Annotated in this window: 17 protein-coding genes and 2 pseudogenes; 3 read left to right on the top strand and 16 right to left on the bottom strand. The window is 71.7% G+C overall.

All coding sequences use genetic code 11. The features are described from left to right. Positions 1 to 2: 2 nt before the first annotated feature. Entirely contained in the window at positions 3 to 413 is a 411-nt protein-coding gene (locus E0F75_RS10725; RefSeq protein WP_187622285.1) for a hypothetical protein, read from the bottom strand. 122 nt (positions 414 to 535) lie between these two features. Between E0F75_RS10725 and E0F75_RS10720 the strand changes: the two genes are divergently transcribed. Then, a complete protein-coding gene (locus tag E0F75_RS10720; RefSeq protein WP_187622284.1) occupies positions 536 to 1,462 on the top strand; it encodes a hypothetical protein in 927 nt (308 codons plus the stop codon). Here the strand turns inward: E0F75_RS10720 and E0F75_RS10715 are convergent. Continuing rightward, positions 1,440 to 1,994 carry a hypothetical protein gene (locus tag E0F75_RS10715; RefSeq protein WP_187622283.1) on the bottom strand — a complete coding sequence of 185 codons (555 nt, stop codon included), beginning with the start codon at positions 1,992 to 1,994 and terminating at the stop codon, positions 1,440 to 1,442. The genes E0F75_RS10720 and E0F75_RS10715 overlap by 23 nt on opposite strands. A 302-nt stretch (positions 1,995 to 2,296) precedes the next feature. On the opposite strand from E0F75_RS10715, the gene E0F75_RS10710 reads away from it, so the two are divergent. After that, a complete protein-coding gene (locus tag E0F75_RS10710; RefSeq protein WP_187622282.1) occupies positions 2,297 to 2,464 on the top strand; it encodes a hypothetical protein in 168 nt (55 codons plus the stop codon). Between the two features lie 25 nt (positions 2,465 to 2,489). On the opposite strand, the gene E0F75_RS10705 is transcribed toward E0F75_RS10710, so the two are convergent. The 13 genes and pseudogenes from E0F75_RS10705 to E0F75_RS10645 all read right to left on the bottom strand — a co-directional run. Then, positions 2,490 to 3,074 carry a hypothetical protein gene (locus tag E0F75_RS10705; protein ID WP_187622281.1) on the bottom strand — a complete coding sequence of 195 codons (585 nt, stop codon included), beginning with the start codon at positions 3,072 to 3,074 and terminating at the stop codon, positions 2,490 to 2,492. 42 nt (positions 3,075 to 3,116) lie between these two features. Beyond that, entirely contained in the window at positions 3,117 to 3,737 is a 621-nt protein-coding gene (locus E0F75_RS10700; protein WP_187622280.1) for an OmpA family protein, read from the bottom strand. A gap of 9 nt (positions 3,738 to 3,746) precedes the next feature. Further along, a complete protein-coding gene (locus E0F75_RS10695; protein WP_187622279.1) occupies positions 3,747 to 4,319 on the bottom strand; it encodes a hypothetical protein in 573 nt (190 codons plus the stop codon). A gap of 14 nt (positions 4,320 to 4,333) precedes the next feature. After that, positions 4,334 to 4,954 (bottom strand): annotated as a pseudogene (locus E0F75_RS10690) (pilus assembly protein TadG-related protein); the annotation flags it as partial. Between the two features lie 38 nt (positions 4,955 to 4,992). Next, complete coding sequence (locus E0F75_RS10685) at positions 4,993 to 5,211, bottom strand: Flp family type IVb pilin (protein WP_187622277.1); 219 nt, start codon at positions 5,209 to 5,211, stop codon at positions 4,993 to 4,995. A 380-nt stretch (positions 5,212 to 5,591) separates the two neighbouring features. Then, positions 5,592 to 6,479: a DUF5936 domain-containing protein gene (locus E0F75_RS10680; protein ID WP_187622276.1), complete on the bottom strand. Its 888-nt coding sequence runs from the start codon at positions 6,477 to 6,479 to the stop codon at positions 5,592 to 5,594. 15 nt (positions 6,480 to 6,494) lie between these two features. Next, positions 6,495 to 7,436 carry a type II secretion system F family protein gene (locus tag E0F75_RS10675; protein WP_187622275.1) on the bottom strand — a complete coding sequence of 314 codons (942 nt, stop codon included), beginning with the start codon at positions 7,434 to 7,436 and terminating at the stop codon, positions 6,495 to 6,497. A gap of 31 nt (positions 7,437 to 7,467) precedes the next feature. After that, on the bottom strand, positions 7,468 to 8,814 hold the full coding sequence (locus E0F75_RS10670) for a CpaF family protein (RefSeq protein WP_187622274.1): 1,347 nt from the start codon (positions 8,812 to 8,814) through the stop codon (positions 7,468 to 7,470). Between the two features lie 16 nt (positions 8,815 to 8,830). Beyond that, a complete protein-coding gene (locus E0F75_RS10665) occupies positions 8,831 to 9,214 on the bottom strand; it encodes a TadE/TadG family type IV pilus assembly protein (RefSeq protein ID WP_187622273.1) in 384 nt (127 codons plus the stop codon). After that, on the bottom strand, positions 9,211 to 9,585 hold the full coding sequence (locus E0F75_RS10660; RefSeq protein WP_187622272.1) for a TadE/TadG family type IV pilus assembly protein: 375 nt from the start codon (positions 9,583 to 9,585) through the stop codon (positions 9,211 to 9,213). The genes E0F75_RS10665 and E0F75_RS10660 overlap by 4 nt, the downstream gene beginning before the upstream one ends. A 3-nt stretch (positions 9,586 to 9,588) precedes the next feature. Continuing rightward, a complete protein-coding gene (locus E0F75_RS10655; protein WP_187622271.1) occupies positions 9,589 to 10,857 on the bottom strand; it encodes an AAA family ATPase in 1,269 nt (422 codons plus the stop codon). Positions 10,858 to 10,864: 7 nt separating this feature from the next. Next, a complete protein-coding gene (gene cpaB, locus E0F75_RS10650; protein ID WP_187622270.1) occupies positions 10,865 to 11,572 on the bottom strand; it encodes a Flp pilus assembly protein CpaB in 708 nt (235 codons plus the stop codon). Between the two features lie 413 nt (positions 11,573 to 11,985). Further along, positions 11,986 to 12,805: pseudogene (locus E0F75_RS10645) on the bottom strand (hypothetical protein); the annotation flags it as partial. Between the two features lie 469 nt (positions 12,806 to 13,274). Between E0F75_RS10645 and E0F75_RS10640 the strand changes: the two are divergent. After that, positions 13,275 to 14,990 (top strand): glycosyl hydrolase family 18 protein, encoded by a 1,716-nt coding sequence (locus E0F75_RS10640; protein WP_229312634.1) that lies wholly within the window; start codon positions 13,275 to 13,277, stop codon positions 14,988 to 14,990. A 143-nt stretch (positions 14,991 to 15,133) separates the two neighbouring features. On the opposite strand, the gene E0F75_RS10635 is transcribed toward E0F75_RS10640, so the two are convergent. Continuing rightward, the gene (locus tag E0F75_RS10635; RefSeq protein WP_187622564.1) at positions 15,134 to 16,408 is read right to left on the bottom strand and encodes a serine/threonine-protein kinase; all 1,275 of its coding nucleotides are present in this window, start codon (positions 16,406 to 16,408) and stop codon (positions 15,134 to 15,136) included. Between the last annotated feature and the right edge of the window lie 141 nt (positions 16,409 to 16,549).

Genomic DNA, 16,549 nt, shown 5'->3' with positions numbered 1-16,549 from the left:
ACTCAGCCCAGCGGCCTTATGCGGACGAACTTCGCGGCCATCACGGGACCGAGCTGCTGGACGATGGCGTGCCCCGGCTCGTGCGGGGAGGGCAGGTCGCCGAGGAAGGAGGTGACGATGACCTCGTCGACGCCGAGGACACCACGACAGCTCTGCTCCTCCAGGAAGGCGAGGGTGCGGCGCCAGTCGGCCGCGCACGGGGACTCGCCGAGGAAGGAGCGGACGGTGTCCTGGACGACGTCCCAGAAGAACACGTGCGGCTGCACACCGCCCTGATGGAAGACGTGGTTCTCGTACACGTCCCGGAACTCGGGGATCCGGGTGACGAGATCGCTGACCAACTGCACACTCTGCACACTCTGCGCGCTCCGCAGACCCGGGGCCGCGCCCGGAGTCTCGCCCGTCGTCGTCATCTGTCCAGAATGCTCCTGCCCGATGGGCTTGTCCCCCCACCTTTGCGCTTTCCTGACGACGGCTTTCGGCAGGTTTTCCACAGGGGGTGCGAAGTGTCCCTCTTCCGTGGATCGTTGGGCGTATGTACGAGTTGGCGATCCTCGCCAGGGGCGGGGTCCTCCTGACGGTCTGGGCGGTCGCGGCGGGCTGGCCGCCGGGCCGCCTGGCCGGCCGTCTGCGCGGGGACGGCTGGCAGCGGATCTGCCGGGGCGCGTGGGCGGCCCCGGGGAAGGAGGTGGACTGGCGGGTGCGGGCGACGGCGCTCCAGCTCCTGCGTCCGGAGTGGGTGTGCAGCCACGGGACGGCGGCGCGACTGCACCGCATCGAGCGGCTGAGGGCGCCGGGAGGGGTGGACCGCCTGGAGTTCACCGCCCCGGCACCGTCCCGCTCGACGGCCGGCGAGGGGACACGGGTGCGCGTCCACGGCACGAGGTTCCTGACGGCAGGCGACGGGTCGATACGACGGGGCCTGCGGACCACGACCCCGGCACGGACGGTCGGCGACCTGATACGGGCGGCCGGCAGCCGGGAGGAGGCCGTGGTGGTCGCCGACTCGGCACTCGCGCGGCGGGCGGTCGAGGGGGTGCGGCGCGAGGCGCTCGTCCGCTACGAGGACCTCACCGCCGAACTCGCGGCGCCCCGGCGGGGAGCGCCCCGCGCCCGGTCCTGGCTGCGGCTCGCCGAGCCGGCGTCTGGCTCACCGGCGGAGACGGTGGCGAGGCTGCGGATGGGGGACGCCGACCTGTTCCCGGAGTGCCAGCCGGTCCTGCGGACGGCGGCGGGGCCTCCGCTGCGACCGGACTTCCTGTTCCGCGCGCAGGGCCTGGCGGTGGAGGTCGAGGGCTACGCCTTCCACGGCACCCGCCGGGCCCACGAGCGGGACGTGGCCCGCTTCAACGCGCTGCAGTCCTGCCCGGAGATCCGCCGGGTGCTGCGGTTCACGGCGGGCGAGGTCTTCCGGCATCCGGACCGGATGACGGCCACGATCAGGGCGGCGCTGACTCTCTGACGAGGAGGAGCAACCGAGGTGCACGACACAGTCCGTTGACTGCGACGAGATCACCACGGCAGCGCGTCTCGACGATCTCCACCAACACCAGAGAGAAACAGGGAGTTTCGGTGTCCACGGCCCCCATGCCTCCGAGCAACCACCCGCACCGGAACGCCGGTTCGCCCGGCGGGCCGTTCCCGCCCCCTCCCCCGCAGCCGCCCCGACGGCAGGGCTGGTTCGGCAGGCAGAGCGAGGCCGTCCGGATCACCATCATCGGTGCGGTCATCGTCGGCGTCTTCTCCCTGGCAGGCGCCGTCCTGACCTCCGCCCTGACGGACAAGGGCGAGAGGCCGTCGGACGCGAAGGCACCGACGCAGCCGCCCACGGCCACGGAGCCGAGCACGACGCCTCCGTCGACCTCCGAGGAGCCGCCCTCGGAGGAACCCTCGACGCCCTCGACGCCCTCGGACCAGGAGAGCGACGCGCCCTCCCCCGACGACTCCTCGACGGCGACGGCACCGGCACCGGCACCGGCAACCGCGTCGTACACGCAGTTCCACCCGAAGCAGGCCATGTCCCTCGGCCTGCCGTCCGGTTCCGACCTCGGCAGCATCGACTTTCGACGCCCCGGCCACACACCGGTACACCGGCGAGGAGTGGGACAGGGCGAAGGAGAAGGCCGAGCAGAGCGGCGTCCCCATCGAGGCCGATCTGACCTACCAGAACACCCTGGAGGGCTACCTGTCCCTGCGCAACGGCCGCAACGCCGCCCAGCTCCAGCCCACGGACGCGTCGGAGACGGCCGCGGACTGCGCCCGGGCTGCCAGGGTCGGCGGCTTCACCGAGTCCGCCATGTCCACGTGGGACCTCCCCGCCAAGACGGTCCTCTGTGTCCTGACCGACAAGGGGAACTTCGCCCGGGTCGTGATCACCGACTTCATCGGCGGCAACCCACAACCCTCGATCGCCCCGCCGACGCAGATCGCCCTGGAGGTCACCCTCTGGAAGCCGGGCACCTGAGCCGTCGGAGGAGTCATCGGAGGAGTCAGAAGATGTCGGGCGTACGGTTCAGGACCCGGCCCGGCAGGGAGTACCAGCGGCCGCCCTGGGCCAGGTGCCGGGTGTAGACGCCCTGGAGGAGCAGGGCCAGGGAGAGGTCCACGGCGTCGGCCTGGCCCTCGGTCCTGACGTCGAGCGTCACCGGCCTGCTCCAGTCGTCGCGGGTGACGCGGACGACGACCCCCTGCCGGAGCAGCTCATGGACCCTCTTGTCCTGGCCCCGCCGGTAGCGGTACGAGCGGCCGGCGAGACCGATGCGCAGGGCGCGGCCGTCACGGGACAGCCCGCTGCGGCGGCGGCTCAGGGTCCCGGTGTACTCACCGACCTGGAACCTGGCGCGCGCGGGCAACGGTGCCCTCCCGAACCTGATGCCGCTGAAGACCCCCTGCGGCAGACGCTCACCGGCGACCGAGAACTGAGCGAAGCTGTCGCCCCGCCCGACGGCGTTCCCGTACCGCATCTCCACGAACCCGAGCCCGGGGATCGACCCGCCCCAGGAGGGCGCGGGGGCGAGCCACCTCGACGCGGCCTGGGGGTCGGTGTGACGAAGGGTGAAACCGGCAGTGCTCATGACACGCCAGTATGCCCGCGGGCCGGTCCTGAGGCGCCGACCTCAGGGGGTGACGGGTGGTGTGGTGCGGGGGAAGGAGATCTCGACGCGACGGTTCTTCTTGCGGCCCTCCTCGGAGCCGTTGTCGGCGATCGGGTAGTCCTCGCTGTAGCCGCGGATGTCGAAGGTCGTGCCCGGGTCGAGGCTCCGCGCGAGGACCTGCTGCACGGCGACGGCCCGCTCTTTCGACAGCTTGAGCCCGTGCTCGTACGTCCCGAGGTTGTCGGTGAACCCGAAGACGCGGACGCGGCCGGAGCCGAGCTTGTTGATCTCGGCGGCGATGGCGGCGATACGGGCGTTGGAGGCGGCCCCGAGCTTGGCGCTGTTCTTGGGGAACAGGACCTCGGCCTGCAGCGCGAACGTCACATCGACGTTGGTGTCCTGACGGCGCTGCTCACCGCCCTCGTCCTCGACGATCTGCTTGATGTCGAGCACCTTGGCGGCGGCGAGGGTGGCACCGTCGGGAAGCATGAGCCCCGGGGAGTCGGGATCGATGGCCGGCGGCGGGGAGGCACTGGCGGCGGACCCGGGCGGATCGTCGGCGTAAGCGACGGGCACGACGAAGGGCCCCAGGGCGACGGAGGCGACCAGGAGAGCGGCGAGGCGGCGGGATGTCGTCGTCATGGCGTCGCCTCAGGAGAGTTTGAGGGTGGCGGGTTCGAAGGTGGGGAGCTGGAGCGAGACGTCGGTGGTCGTGGGGGGTGGGGCGGGGAATTGCATGAAGACGGCTGTGGACTTGGCGGGACCTAGGCTGTCGAGCCCGGTGGTGGTGAGCGGCCGCCCGTCGGTGTCCCTCAGGACGTAGTAGCGCTTCTTGCCAACAGCATCGACAAGGGTGGCGCCCCCCAACGAAGTCCCATGCTTGACCACTTCTGTCTCATTACCGCTTGTCTGGGGGGGAATGGCGCTGATGGCACCCGAGGTGTTCCGCAATCGCCCCTTGACGGTGAGGAACCCACCTGCGTCGCGTTCCGCAGAGTTGATCTCCAGCTCAAGCCCTTTCTGGCCCTTGAGTACGGCCACCACCTCTACGGGTTCCTCCGTGCTCTGCGGCTGTTGCCCTTCCTGCGTCTTCTGAGGTGCCGCAGTGGTCGCGGCCGGCTTGTCCGCCTTCGGCTTCTCCTCGGCTCCGCAGCCGACCGCGAGGAGTGCCAACGACGCGACCGCGAGGGAGGCCAGCCCCTTTCGTGCGTACCGAACATTCATGAAGCGCGCTTCCTTTACTCGTCGTCGCCGGCCAGTCGGACAGTGAAGAGATCTACGGCACTTGGCAGTACCGGGTCGTCGGGGTCGATCGTCCAGGCCTCTTCACCACAGGTGAGTCCGGTGATCGGCTCGGGTTCCGGCTCCGGCTCGTCCTCTGGTTCCGTGGGGTCGGGATCCGGCTCGGTTTCCTCCGGTTCAGGCTCTTCCGGTGCCGCGAAGGTGCATTTCGGCTCGATCAGGGCCCTCGCGGATGCGACGGCATGCCGCGCCTCGGTTCCCGGGAGACCGACGCTTTCCTGCGTACGCACGGTGACGCTGAAACCCTGTTGTCCTGCAAGAGGGACGCAATCGCCGTCCGGGAGCACCCCGCCGTTCTTGGCTGCGAAGACAGCGGCGCGCTGACACGCCGAGGAGCTGTCGTACGTCCTCCCCTTGAGGAACCCGTCCCACTGCTCAGGATCGAGAACCACTCCGAGCCACCCCTCGCGGAGCTGGTTCCGGGCATCCTCCGCAGCGGCGAGTGCCGCCGCGTCGGCCGCAGTCTGGGCGCTGTTACGCGTCGCCGCGGCCTGCCCCACCACGAAGTAGACGAACGCCAGGAACAGCAGACCCCCGATGGCGGCGATGTACACCGGGAACGCCTGCCCTGAGTCCCGCTCCCGGTGTGCAGCGCCTACTCGCCGCCACCACCGGTCAACTCCGCGATCTTCTGGCTGATCGCGCCCTTGATCGACTGCCCCAGATCCGTGCCGGTGATCGCGACCACAATCGCCACCACCACCACAATGATCCCCAGATACTCCACCGCCGTCTGCCCGCGATCCCCTCGCAGCAGTCGCGCGGTCACTCCCACCTTGGCCCTCGTCAGGGCCTTCAGCATCGCGTCGTTCATCGTGGTCCCCTCCGCGTTCAGACGCCTGCGCACGGTCACGGTACGCCGGCCGTCCGGTCGGCGCACAGGGCCCGTGGGCCCCTCTGTGGGCCCTGGTCATCGGGTGGGCCTGGAGCCCAGCAATGAGGCTATGGCCTCGGTACGGGTGTGGGTGGGGAGTTTGGCGAAGATTCGGCCGGTGCCCCTGACCGGCCACTTCGTGATCGCGCAAGTCGCCGCGACCGTCAGCCCGTTCACGCCCATCGCTCCCACCCCCCTCACCCTCCGTCCCCACTGTTCCACACTCCGTTGCACGCGCGAAGGGTCTGTCTCACAGTGCGGCCACATTCGGACAGCCGGGCCCCCCGAAGACGCCCCCTGGCCGACCCGCGACGCGTCCCTCACTCGCCCGTCACCGACCCGAAGTCCGTTCCCGTGCCCAGGAACAGGCCCGCGCCCAGCAGGATCATCGTCGCCGGGACCATCAGCGTCGTGATGACCATCGTCGCCTTCGGGACCGCCTTCGCCGCCTTCCTCCGCGCGTTCTGCGCGTCCGTGCGCCGCATGTCGTTGGCGATCTGTATCAGCGTGTCCACGATCGGCGCGCCCAGCTCCTCGCCCTGCTGCAGCGCCGTCACGAACTGCGCCACCTGCTCCGAGTCGTTCCGGCGGCGCAGTTCGTCGAAGGCCTGGCGGCGGCTGACGCCCATGTCCATCTGCCGGAGCGTGATGCGGAGTTCGTCCGCCCACGGACCCTCGTACTTCTCCGCCACCCGCTCCAGGGCCTGCCGGAAGCCCAGTCCCGCCGACACCACGACGGCCAGCACGTCCAGGAAGTCCGGCAGCGTGCGTTCGATCTGGTCCTTGCGGATGCGGACCGCCGACCAGATGCCGACCTCCGTCCAGAAAGCGCCGAACGCGAAGAGCAGGACCGCCACCAGGAAGGACCCCCTGCTCAGCATCAGCAGACCGCCCAGGACGCCCAGGAAGCCGTAGACCGCCCGCCTCGCCCCGTACCGGTCGATCGTCAGGCCGCCGGGGTTTCCGGCCAGGTCGATCCGGCGCCGGACCGCGTTGACCCGCTTGGGGCCCATCAGACGGAGCACGGTCGGCGACCAGCGCATGCCCAGGCGGTCGACGGCCGAGTCGACGGCCCCGGTCCTGGTGGCGCCGACCTCCAGGGCGAGCCGGAGGTCGTCGGGGAGCTTGGCGTCCGCGCGGTAGAGGCGGACACCGTACGCGGCCCCGGCTACGGCGAGGCCCGCGAGGAGGGCGAGGAGGAGGTCCACGGCGGCAGTCCGTCCCTACACGTCGATCTTCGAGAAGCGGCGGATGGCGATGAAGCCCACCACGTACAGGGCGAACGCGGCGACGACGGCGAACTGACCCAGGCCCGAACCGGTCATCCGGTCCAGCGCCCCGGGCTGCATGTTGTCGATGAGCAGAAGCGAACCGACGCCGATGACCGGGACGGAGTACGCGGTCATGCTCACCTGCGAGAGCTGGGTACGGACCTCCCGCCGGGTCTCCTTGCGCTCCTCCAGCGTCTCGGTGAGGTTCCGCAGGGACGAGACGACGGTGCCGCCGGCCCGGTTGGCCAGGACCAAGGTGGTGACGAGGACGACGAGTTCGCGGGACGGGAGGCGTTCGGCGAGTTCCCCCAGGGCGTCGTCGAGCGACGTACCGACGGACAACTGCTGCGCCACCTTCTCCAGTTCGTCCCCGGCCGGCGCCTCCATCTCGTCGGCGGCCAGGCTGAGGGCCATCCGGAGCGCGAGCCCGGCCTGCGTGGCGTTGGCCAGGATCCGGGAGAGTTCCGGGAGTTGGTTGATGAACTTCTCGATCCGCTTCTGACGCTGCCAGCCGAGATAGCCCATGGCGACCCAGATGCCCAGCAGTCCGCAGATCGGTCCGAAGAACGGCGACAGCGCGGCCTGGCCGACGACCCACAGGACGGCCACCGTCCCCGCCAGGGCCACCGTGAACTCGCCCGGGGTGACGTCGAGACCGGTCGCCGCGATCCGCAGCTCCAGCTTCCGGCCGAGGGCCGTCCGGCGGACCCGCCGGTCGACGCCCTGGAAGCGGCGCCTCCGACGGCCGGTGCCCTCGGGCGCGCCCGACTCGTCGAGCCGCGCGACGAGCGCCGCGTGCCGGCGTGCCCCGCTCGCGTACAGCTGGAGCCCGGTGATGCCCAGGACGCAGCAGAGCAGGGCGACGCCGATCGTCAGCCAGAAGGGGTCGATCATGTGCCTTGCTCCTCGTCGGCTCTCGTCGGCATCAGTCGGCTTCGCGGGTGGTGAGGTGGCCTTCCGTCACGGCCACGCCGAAGGCCTGCGGAATGGGCTGGCCCGCCAGATAGAGCCGTTCGGCGACCCGCCTCGGCAGCGGGTGGTACGTGAACCGCCCGTACACCCGCCCGTCCGCGGCCACCGGCTGCGCCTGGAAGCGGCACACCGTGGCGAGCAGGAAGCGCTCGCGCCCGTGGGAGGCGAGGACGGAGATCTCGGTGATCCGGCGGGTGCCGTCGGGGTGCCGGGTGAGCTGGACGAGGACGTCCACGGCGCTGTTGATCTGGTCCCGGAGCGCCTCGAACGGCACCTTGACCTCCGACATCGACGCCAGCGTCTGGAGCCGCATCAGGGCGTCCTCCGCCGAGTTGGCGTGGACGGTGGCGAGCGAGCCGTCGTGGCCGGTGGACATCGCCTGGAGCATGTCGAGGGTCTCCCCGCCGCGGACCTCACCGACGATGATCCGGTCGGGCCGCATGCGGAGCGAGTTGCGGACGAGATCGCGGATGGAAATGGCTCCGCGGCCCTCGATGTTCGGCGGGCGGGCCTCAAGGCGGATCACATGGGACTGCTGGAGCTGGAGTTCGGCCGAGTCCTCGATGGTGATGATCCGCTCGCCGTCGGGGACGAGACCGGAGAGGGCGTTGAGGAGGGTGGTCTTCCCGGTGCCGGTGGCGCCCGAGACGATCAGGTTGAACTTGGCCTGAACCAGTCCCGACAACAGGAGCAGCATCTGCTCGTCGAGCGAGCCGAGGCCGACCATCTCGTGCAGCGTGTACGCCCGGGGGAAGCGGCGGATGGTGAGGGTGGCCCCGGTGAGCGAGAGCGGCGGAATGATGACGTTGACGCGCTCGCCGGACGGCAGCCGGGCGTCGACCATCGGGTTCGACTCGTCGACCCGCCGGTTGACGGTGGAGACGATCCGCTCGATGGTCTGCATCAGCTGGTCGTGGGAGGCGAAGCGGAGCGGCAGCAGTTCGACGCGGCCGGCGCGCTCGATGAAGATCTGGTCGGGGCCGTTGACCATGATCTCGGTGATCGAGGCGTCTTCCAGGAGCGGTTCGAGTACGCCGAGACCGAGGGCCTCGTCGACGACCCGACGGATCAGCTGGGCCCGCTCGGCGGTGGAGAGGACGGGCCCCTCACGGCTGATGATGTGCCCGAGGACGCGCTCCAGACGGGCCCGCCGCTCGGCGGCCGCGAGCGCGGACATCTCGGTGAGGTCGATCTCCTCCAGCAGCTTGGCGCGGAAGGAGGCGACCAGATGGCCGTCCTCCCTGGCCGCAGCGCTGCCCCCGTGATCCTCGGGGGCGTTGATCCGGGCCCGCAGACTCATGATTCGTGGTCCCTTCTCACTCGTCCTCCTCGTCGGGCAGGGGCATGGTGGCGGTCTTCTCCACGGTGCCGAAGTCGTCCACGAAGGGCACGACGGACGGGATCGCCACTCTCACGGTGACGGTGACCTCGTCGCCCCCCGGGGAGCTGAGGACGACAGGATCGACCCAGCCGCTCACGGCGGCGGTGGCGGCCGCCTGGGCGTCGGGCCCGTCCTCCGCGTCGCTGCTCTCCGCCCGTGCGGCCGCGCGTGCCGCCGTGCCCGCCTGCTGCGCGGCGTACGCGGCGATGCCGAGCTGAAGTCCGGCGAGGCCGACGATCAGCAGGATCGGCAGGAAGCCGAGGTACTCGATGGCGGCCTGACCGCGGTCGCGCCGCCCCGTGCACGGGTCTCTCCTCATGGCGTGAGGCCCTCCTCGTCCACGGCCCCCGCCTCGCCCGCCACCGGGAAGAGCCCGCCGAGCCCCGGGACGAGGACCGGCACCTCGACGGAGACCCGGACGTGGACCATGCCGCCGCCCCGCTCGCAGTCCCCACCGGAGGCGCTCCAGGCGCCGCCGATGTGCCGGCCGGCGGCCGCCGGTCCGTCGTCGCCGACGGCGCACGCCCGCGCCGCCTCGTCCGCCGCGTTCCCCGCGAGCGTGAACGCGTACCCGACCAGGACGACCTGCCAGAGCAGCGCGAGGGTGAGCAGGATCAGCGGCACCATGCCGAGGAACTCGACCGCCACCTGCCCCCTGTCGTCGCTGCCCGAGCCCCGGTGGATACGCATGGTTCAGCGCCCTCCGGCGCGGCGGCGCAGCCCCAGCGAGCCCCGGTCGCCCGCCCGTGCGAGCTGCTTGCCGGGCTGGCCGGCCGCCGGCGCCGCGGCCGGTGCCTGGACCAGGCCCAGCTCGCCGGCGAGGGCCCACAGCGCCTGCTTGACCGTCGACTTGGCGTCGAGCTCGTGCAGCCGGCCCGCGTCGACGACCGCCTGGAGCTCCTTGAAGTGGGCGGGGACGGCGATGCCCGCGACCCGGGTGCCGGTGATCTTCTGGACGAGGGGCGGCTGGATCTCGGTGGAGCGGTGGTGGCGGTTGACCAGGGTCACCGTCTCCTCGGCCTTGCGGACCTGGAGCCGTTCCCACATGCGTACGGTCCGCTTGGCCGCCCGGACGGCGACCACGTCCGGTGTGGCGACGAGGACGGCGGTGTCGGCCATCTCGATCGCGGCGGCGTTGGCGCTGTTGAGCTGGGAGCCGCAGTCGACGACGACGACCTCGTGCCGGCCGCGCAGGGCGCTGACGATCTGGCGGGCGGCGCGGTCGGTGACCTCCTCGCCGCGCTCGCCCTCCGCGGGGGCGAGGAGCAGGGAGAGGCCGGTCTCGTGGACGTACACGGCGTCCTGGAGGACGCGCGGCGAGATGTCGGCGATGGTGGCGAGGTCGGCCACGGAACGCCGGAACTGGACGTCCAGGTAGGAGGCGACGTCGCCGCTCTGGAGGTCCATGTCGACGAGCGCGACGGTACGGCCGGAGGCGCGGGCCGCGAGGGCGAGGTGGACGGCGGTGACGGTGGCGCCGACGCCGCCCTTGGCACCGCTGACGGTGACGACGGTGCCGCCGGGGCCGGTGACCCGGTCGGCCCCCGCGCCGAGGTGGCGGCGGACGCCGACGGACCACTGGGCGGCGGCCTGGACGCGGCTGGCGAGCTCCTCGTAGCCGAGCGGCAGGGTGACGAGTCCCCGCGCGCCGGAGTCCATGGCGGCGGAGAAGAGGACGGGGCTCGCGTCGGCGGTGATGAGGACGACGCCGACGGCGGGGAAGCGGAGGGCGACCTCGCGGACGAGTTCGAGCGCGGGAACGGGGCCGATCCGCTCGTGCACCAGGACGACCTCGGGGAGTTCGTCGAGCGAGGCGGCGGCGAGCCGCGCGAGCGTGTCGACGAGCTGCGTGGAGTCGGTGACCGGTAGGGCGGGCTCGGCGTCGGGAAGCTGCCCGATGAGCGTGGTGACGGACCGGGCCGCGTCGGGGTCGCCGACGGCCGGCAGGATCCTGGTGGTCATACCGGCCTCACTTGTCCTTTTCGAGCGTGTAGGTGCGGTCGCGCTGGTCGGCGGGGGCGCCGCCGGTGGTGGGGGCGACCAGGGCGAGGCGTACGTGCTCGGCGAAGGACTCGGCGTACGCGACGCGCTGGGCGTCGAGGGTGGAGAGGGCGAAGGAGATCGGCACGGCCGCGTTGGCGCGTGCGGAGCTCTGGGAGCTGTCCCTGATCGGGGTGAGCTTGCCGACGTCGAGGACGCGGGCGCCGGCGACGATCATGCGGGACTGGGCGGCCTCGCCCTTCTTGTCGCCCGCGAAGGTGGCGTAGATGTTGACGGTGGCGCCCGCGGTGATCTTCCCCGCGACGCCGGTGGCGGCGTCGATCATGATCGCGATCTCCTGCTGGTTTGGCTGGAGTTCGGGCTGCTCGACGATCATGTCGGACTGGAGGAGCGAGCCGGCCTTGAGCTGGGTGACGGCGATCCGGCCCTCGATCTGGCGGAGGTCGGTGACGGCGGTCTCCGAGAGCCAGCGCTTCGGCATGGAGATCTTCTCGAACTGGCTCGCCCTCAGGGGGGTGTACGGCGCCACGGTGTCCTTGATCCGGTACGCGGTGGTCTCCGGGCCGACCTTGGAGTTCACGTCGCTGATGACGGCGAGCACACCGGCGAAGGCGCCGATCGCGCACAGGACGGACAGCAGCAGCAGGATCACGCCGCGGCGCTGGCGGGAGTTCATGGCCGTACTACCTCGATCGGAGACGTGGGTCCGGGGCGGACGGGTGCGGACGGTCGGGGGCGGGAGGAGGGGTCGCGGAGCGGAGTCGCGCGAGGGGCGAGGAGCTGCTCACGGCAGGGCACGGGTGGGGTTCCCCTGCACGTTCGCGGGAGTGAGCTCGGTGTACGAGGAGGCCGGGTGAGCCGGGTGGGCCTGGTGGGCCTGGTGGGCCTGGTGGCCCGGGTGCGGGTCCTGGTACGGGGCCGGGTCCTGGTACGGGGCCGGGTGCGTGCCGCCCGGCTGTTGGACCGGGTGTGCGCCCGCCGGGTGGGTCGCCTGCACTCCCGGCCCGAGCGCACGGGTGCCGCCGTCGCGTCGACCTCCGCCCTGGGCGCCGTTCAGCGCGCGACCGCCCTGCTCCGGCACCGCTCCGATCCGGAGGGGTGCCCCGCAGAAGCCGCAGCGGTCGCCGATGAGGTCCATCGCGCACCAGTGGCACGTCTCGCGCCGTACGGAGGAGACGAGCTGGTAGAGGACGGGAAGGTCGGGCAGGTACGCGGCGAACTCCACGAGCTTTCCCGTCCCCCACCAGCGCGGCGAGGCCTCGGGCAGCGGTGTCTCCAGGACGGCGCCGTGGATCCGCCAGCCGGGTACGAGGGTGGTCGTGGGCCAGTCGGTCTGGAGCTGGCCGCGGGCGAGCAGGAGCTCGGTGGTGAACTCCGGTCCGGGGAGGGTCACCTCGCCGCTGCCGACGCGGGTGATCTGCGCGGTGGGTCCGGCGAGTACGGCGAAATGGGCGCCGGGCAGCCAGCCCTTGAGGTGGGAGCCGAGGCTGACGGGGACGCGGTCGAGCCGGGAGACGGAGCCGAGGACGGCGCCGGCGTAGATGTAGTGGGCGAGCAGCCGGGCGGCGGAGGCCAGGACGCCGGGGCTGAAGTCGCAGCCCGCCAACTGCCGGAGCTGGCGGACGAGTACGGCCGCTCCGAGGGGTGGCAGGTCGGTCCTGACCAGGGCGATCCGGTCTGTTTCGAGGAGGGCGCGGACGGCGCGCAGTCGTTGTTCGACGGCGGCCGGGGCGGAGGTGGGGCAGACGACGACCACGTGTCCGTACCGCGCGAGGAGCTGCTGCATGTCGGCGATCGAGGCGTCGAGCGACTGGGTGTCGGGGGCCGGCAGGACGGTGGCGTGCGGGGTCCCGGGGTCGGTCGGCTGCAGCGCCAGGTCGGCACTGGTGACCGCGATCGCTGTCGGCACGTCGGACCCCCCGTCCCCTCCGGCCTCCGGTGTCCCGGGGGCCGCGGATCACTTACCGCGTTCACGGCATCACCGCAGGGTGCTGCCGTCTCTGCACCTTATCCACGTCCCCCGGGGTGGTGAACACACAATCCGCCAAGCTGTCCCCCTTTCTTGGGGGCCCGGAGCCCGGACCCGTCGGCCCGTTCCGCGCAGCCGTCACCCGCTCCGAACAGGGCTTGCTGCCAGAGGTCTTGACAACGCGATTGGTCTGGACCAACTTGTCCCCACAGCGGTGGCCACCGTCCGCACTCCCCGTACCTCTTGCATCGCCGTACCGCCCGCACCGCCCGCATCGCCCGCACCTCGGGCACCCTCTGCACCCCCATACCCCCCGTACCGCCTCGTACCCCCGTACGAGCCCCTCCGTACGACGACGTACGGCACCTCCACATCCCCCACATCCCCAACTCCCCTCCGGAGGATGCACGTGGACCGCACCACCACCCGCCCGCACGGACGCCGCTGGCTCGGCGGAGCGCTCGCGCTCGCCGTCGGCTCCGGGCTCGTCCTCGTCGGCGGAGCCGGCACCGCGCAGGCGGCCGACGTCAACGTCGCCAAGAACGCCGGTTTCGAGAACGGCCTCGCCAACTGGTCCTGTTCCGCCGGGAGCGGCGCCGCCGTCTCCTCCCCGGTCCGCACCGGGGCCGGCGCGCTCCGGGCGACCCCGGCCGGGCTCGACAACGCCAAGTGCGCGCAGACCGTGGCCGTGAAGCCCAACTCGACGTACACGCTGAGCGCCTGGGTCCAGGGCGGCTACGCCTACCTCGGCGCGAACAACACCGGGACCGGCTCCGGCAGCGTCTCCACCTGGACGCCCGACAGCGCCGCCTGGAAGCAGCTCACCACCACCTTCACCACCGGGGCGAGCACCACCTCGGTCGAGATCTACACCCACGGCTGGTACGGGACCTCCCCGTACTCCGTCGACGACGTCAGCGTCTTCGGCCCCGACGGGGGCGGCGGCCAGGACCCGGACCCGGTGGTCCCGTCCACCCCGGCCGGTCTCGCCGCGGGCACCGTCACCTCCTCATCGGTCGCCCTGAGCTGGGGCGCTGTCTCCGGCGCCACGGGCTACAAGGTGTACCGGGACGGCGGCAACCCGCAGACGGTGAGCGGCACTTCGGCCACGGTCACCGGACTCACGGCCGACACGGCGTACCAGTTCCAGGTCGCCGCGACGAACTCCGCGGGCGAGTCCGCGAAGTCCGGCGCCGTCTCGGCCAGGACCGCCAAGGTCACCGATCCGGGCCCCGGCCCGGCCGTGCCCAAGCACGCCCTCACCGGCTACTGGCAGAACTTCAACAACGGCGCCACGGTGCAGAAGCTGCGGGACGTGCAGTCGCAGTACGACATCATCGCCGTCTCCTTCGCCGACTCGACGACCACGGCCGGCCAGATCGTCTTCAACCTCGACCCGGCCGTCGGCTACGCCTCGGTCGCCGACTTCAAGGCGGACATCGCCGCGAAGAAGGCCGCCGGCAAGTCCGTCATCATCTCGGTCGGCGGCGAGAAGGGGAACGTCACGATCAACAGTGACGCCTCCGCGACCGCCTTCGCGAACAGCGCGTACGCCCTCATGCAGGAGTACGGCTTCAGCGGCGTCGACATCGACCTCGAGCACGGCATCAACTCGACCTACCTGACCAAGGCGCTGCGTCAGCTGTCCGCCAAGGCCGGTTCGTCGCTGGTCCTGACGATGGCCCCGCAGACCATCGACATGCAGAACACGGGCACGGAGTACTTCAAGGCCGCGCTCGCCGTGAAGGACATCCTCACGGTCGTCAACATGCAGTACTACAACAGCGGTTCGATGCTCGGCTGCGACGGCAAGGTCTACAGCCAGGGCTCGGTGGACTTCCTCACCGCGCTCGCCTGCATCCAGATCCAGGGCGGTCTCTCCCCGTCGCAGGTCGGCCTGGGCGTCCCCGCCTCCACGCGGGGCGCGGGCAGCGGCTACGTCGACCCGCAGATCGTGAAGAACGCGCTCGACTGCCTGACCAAGCTCACGAGCTGCGGCACCTTCAAGCCGGCCCAGGCCTGGCCGACGCTGCGCGGCGCGATGACCTGGTCGACCAACTGGGACGCGACGGCCGGCAACGCCTGGTCGAACGCGGTGGGCCCGCACGTCCACAACCTGCCGTAACGCAACGATCCCGCACCACCCGCGGCGCCGCCGGTCTCCCGGCGGCGCCGCGTCGTCTCCTCAGGCGCCGCGTCGTCTCCTCAGGCTTCGTTTCCTCAAGCCCGTGACCTCACGCGTCAGGCATCGGGCGTGGGCGTGGGACCTCACCTGGGCAGGAACCGGACCAGGACCCTGTCGAGCCCGGTGACCCACTCCTCGACCCTGGCCACCCGGCGGCCGTCGATCTCGCAGAGGTAGCTGGTGCCGTCGTACAGGTCGACGGCGATCCGCAGCCACCGGCCGCGCCGGGTCCGTTCGTACCGTACGGCTCCGATCTCGGCCCAGGTGAACTCCGCTTCCTCGTCGAGTAGTTGGAGGCAGATTCCGGCGCCGTCCACGACGATCCCGTACACGTTGTCGGCGGCCACGAAATCCGGCACGGGCTGCGGGGGCGCGACGGGCGGCGGCGGGACGAAGAAGGCGGGGTTGGGCGGCCCGAAGCCCGGCGGGACCGAGTCGTGCGGAGCCGGGAGCGCGTACGGCGACGGGACCGCGACCTGCGGCGGCACGGGTGTCGACGGGACGCCACCCCGCGCCGGTCCGTACGACGGCGGGATCGAGTCCTGCGGCGGACCGAACCCCGGCGGGACCGGGTGGCGCGGCGTCGCGGGCGCGTCGAGGACCGTCGGCGGCGGCACCGCTCCCGCCCCGTCCCGCGCCCCCTCCCCCAGCACGTCCAGGATCTCCTCCGGCGTCGGCCGGCCGGCCGGGTCCTTCGCGAGGCAGCGGCCCACGAGCCCGCGCAGGGGCTCCGGTACGGAGGCGAGGTCCGGGTCCTCGTGGACGGCGCGGTACATGAGGCCCATCGGCGTGCCGTCCCCGAAGGGGCGGCCGCCCGCCGCGGCGACCAGCACCGCGCCCAGCGCGAAGACGTCCGCCGCGCCCGTGACCTCCTCGCCGAGGGCCTGTTCGGGGGCGAGGTAGCCGGGGGTGCCGAAGGCGGAGCCGGTGGCGGTGAGCCGGGTCGACTCCAGCGCCCGGGCGATGCCGAAGTCGAGGACGCGGGGCCCGTCGGGGGCCATGACGATGTTGCCGGGCTTGAGGTCTCGGTGGACGAGCCCGCAGGCGTGGATGGCCTCCAGGGCCTCGGCGAGCGCGGCGCCGAGCGAGCGCAGCCGTCCCTCGTCCATCGGACCCTCGGCGGTGACGAGCGCCGCGAGGGTGGGGCCGGGGATGTAGGCGGTGGCGAGCCAGGGCGCCTCGGCGTCGGGGTCGGCGTCGACGACCTGGGCGGTGTGGAAGCCGCCGACCTGCCGGGCCGCGGCGACCTCGGCGCGGAAGCGCGCGCGGAAGGAGGGATCGGAGGCGAGTTCCGGCCGCGCCACCTTGACGGCCACGGCGCGCCCGCCGCGCGATCGGGCCAAATAGACGGTGCCCATGCCGCCTTCGCCTAGCTTGTGCTCGATGACGTATCTACCGATGAGGGTCCCCACCGGGACAGTATGGCCGAACTCCGCACCTTGACCGGTCCATGACACAGGCTCACCATGTGGCCGAAGGCCGAACACCGAGCGACTGCA

The sequence above is a fragment of the Streptomyces sp. CB02980 genome (assembly GCF_014451325.2).
GTDB lineage: Bacteria > Actinomycetota > Actinomycetes > Streptomycetales > Streptomycetaceae > Streptomyces.
The sequence above is the reverse complement of the archived record's forward strand: the minus strand, read 5'-3'. Positions and strand labels throughout refer to the sequence as shown.

Excerpts from the sequence above, each read along its gene's own strand:
- E0F75_RS10725 (WP_187622285.1), bottom strand. The coding sequence starts at position 413 with ATGACGACGACGGGCGAGACTCCGGGCGCGGCCCCGGGTCTGCGGAGC.
- E0F75_RS10720 (WP_187622284.1), top strand. The coding sequence starts at position 536 with ATGTACGAGTTGGCGATCCTCGCCAGGGGCGGGGTCCTCCTGACGGTC.
- E0F75_RS10710 (WP_187622282.1), top strand. The coding sequence starts at position 2,297 with ATGTCCACGTGGGACCTCCCCGCCAAGACGGTCCTCTGTGTCCTGACC.
- E0F75_RS10705 (WP_187622281.1), bottom strand. The coding sequence starts at position 3,074 with ATGAGCACTGCCGGTTTCACCCTTCGTCACACCGACCCCCAGGCCGCG.
- E0F75_RS10700 (WP_187622280.1), bottom strand. The coding sequence starts at position 3,737 with ATGACGACGACATCCCGCCGCCTCGCCGCTCTCCTGGTCGCCTCCGTC.
- E0F75_RS10695 (WP_187622279.1), bottom strand. The coding sequence starts at position 4,319 with ATGAATGTTCGGTACGCACGAAAGGGGCTGGCCTCCCTCGCGGTCGCG.
- E0F75_RS10685 (WP_187622277.1), bottom strand. The coding sequence starts at position 5,211 with ATGAACGACGCGATGCTGAAGGCCCTGACGAGGGCCAAGGTGGGAGTG.
- E0F75_RS10675 (WP_187622275.1), bottom strand. The coding sequence starts at position 7,436 with ATGATCGACCCCTTCTGGCTGACGATCGGCGTCGCCCTGCTCTGCTGC.
- E0F75_RS10670 (WP_187622274.1), bottom strand. The coding sequence starts at position 8,814 with ATGAGTCTGCGGGCCCGGATCAACGCCCCCGAGGATCACGGGGGCAGC.
- E0F75_RS10665 (WP_187622273.1), bottom strand. The coding sequence starts at position 9,214 with ATGAGGAGAGACCCGTGCACGGGGCGGCGCGACCGCGGTCAGGCCGCC.
- E0F75_RS10660 (WP_187622272.1), bottom strand. The coding sequence starts at position 9,585 with ATGCGTATCCACCGGGGCTCGGGCAGCGACGACAGGGGGCAGGTGGCG.
- E0F75_RS10655 (WP_187622271.1), bottom strand. The coding sequence starts at position 10,857 with ATGACCACCAGGATCCTGCCGGCCGTCGGCGACCCCGACGCGGCCCGG.
- cpaB (WP_187622270.1), bottom strand. The coding sequence starts at position 11,572 with ATGAACTCCCGCCAGCGCCGCGGCGTGATCCTGCTGCTGCTGTCCGTC.
- E0F75_RS10635 (WP_187622564.1), bottom strand. The coding sequence starts at position 16,408 with ATGGGCACCGTCTATTTGGCCCGATCGCGCGGCGGGCGCGCCGTGGCC.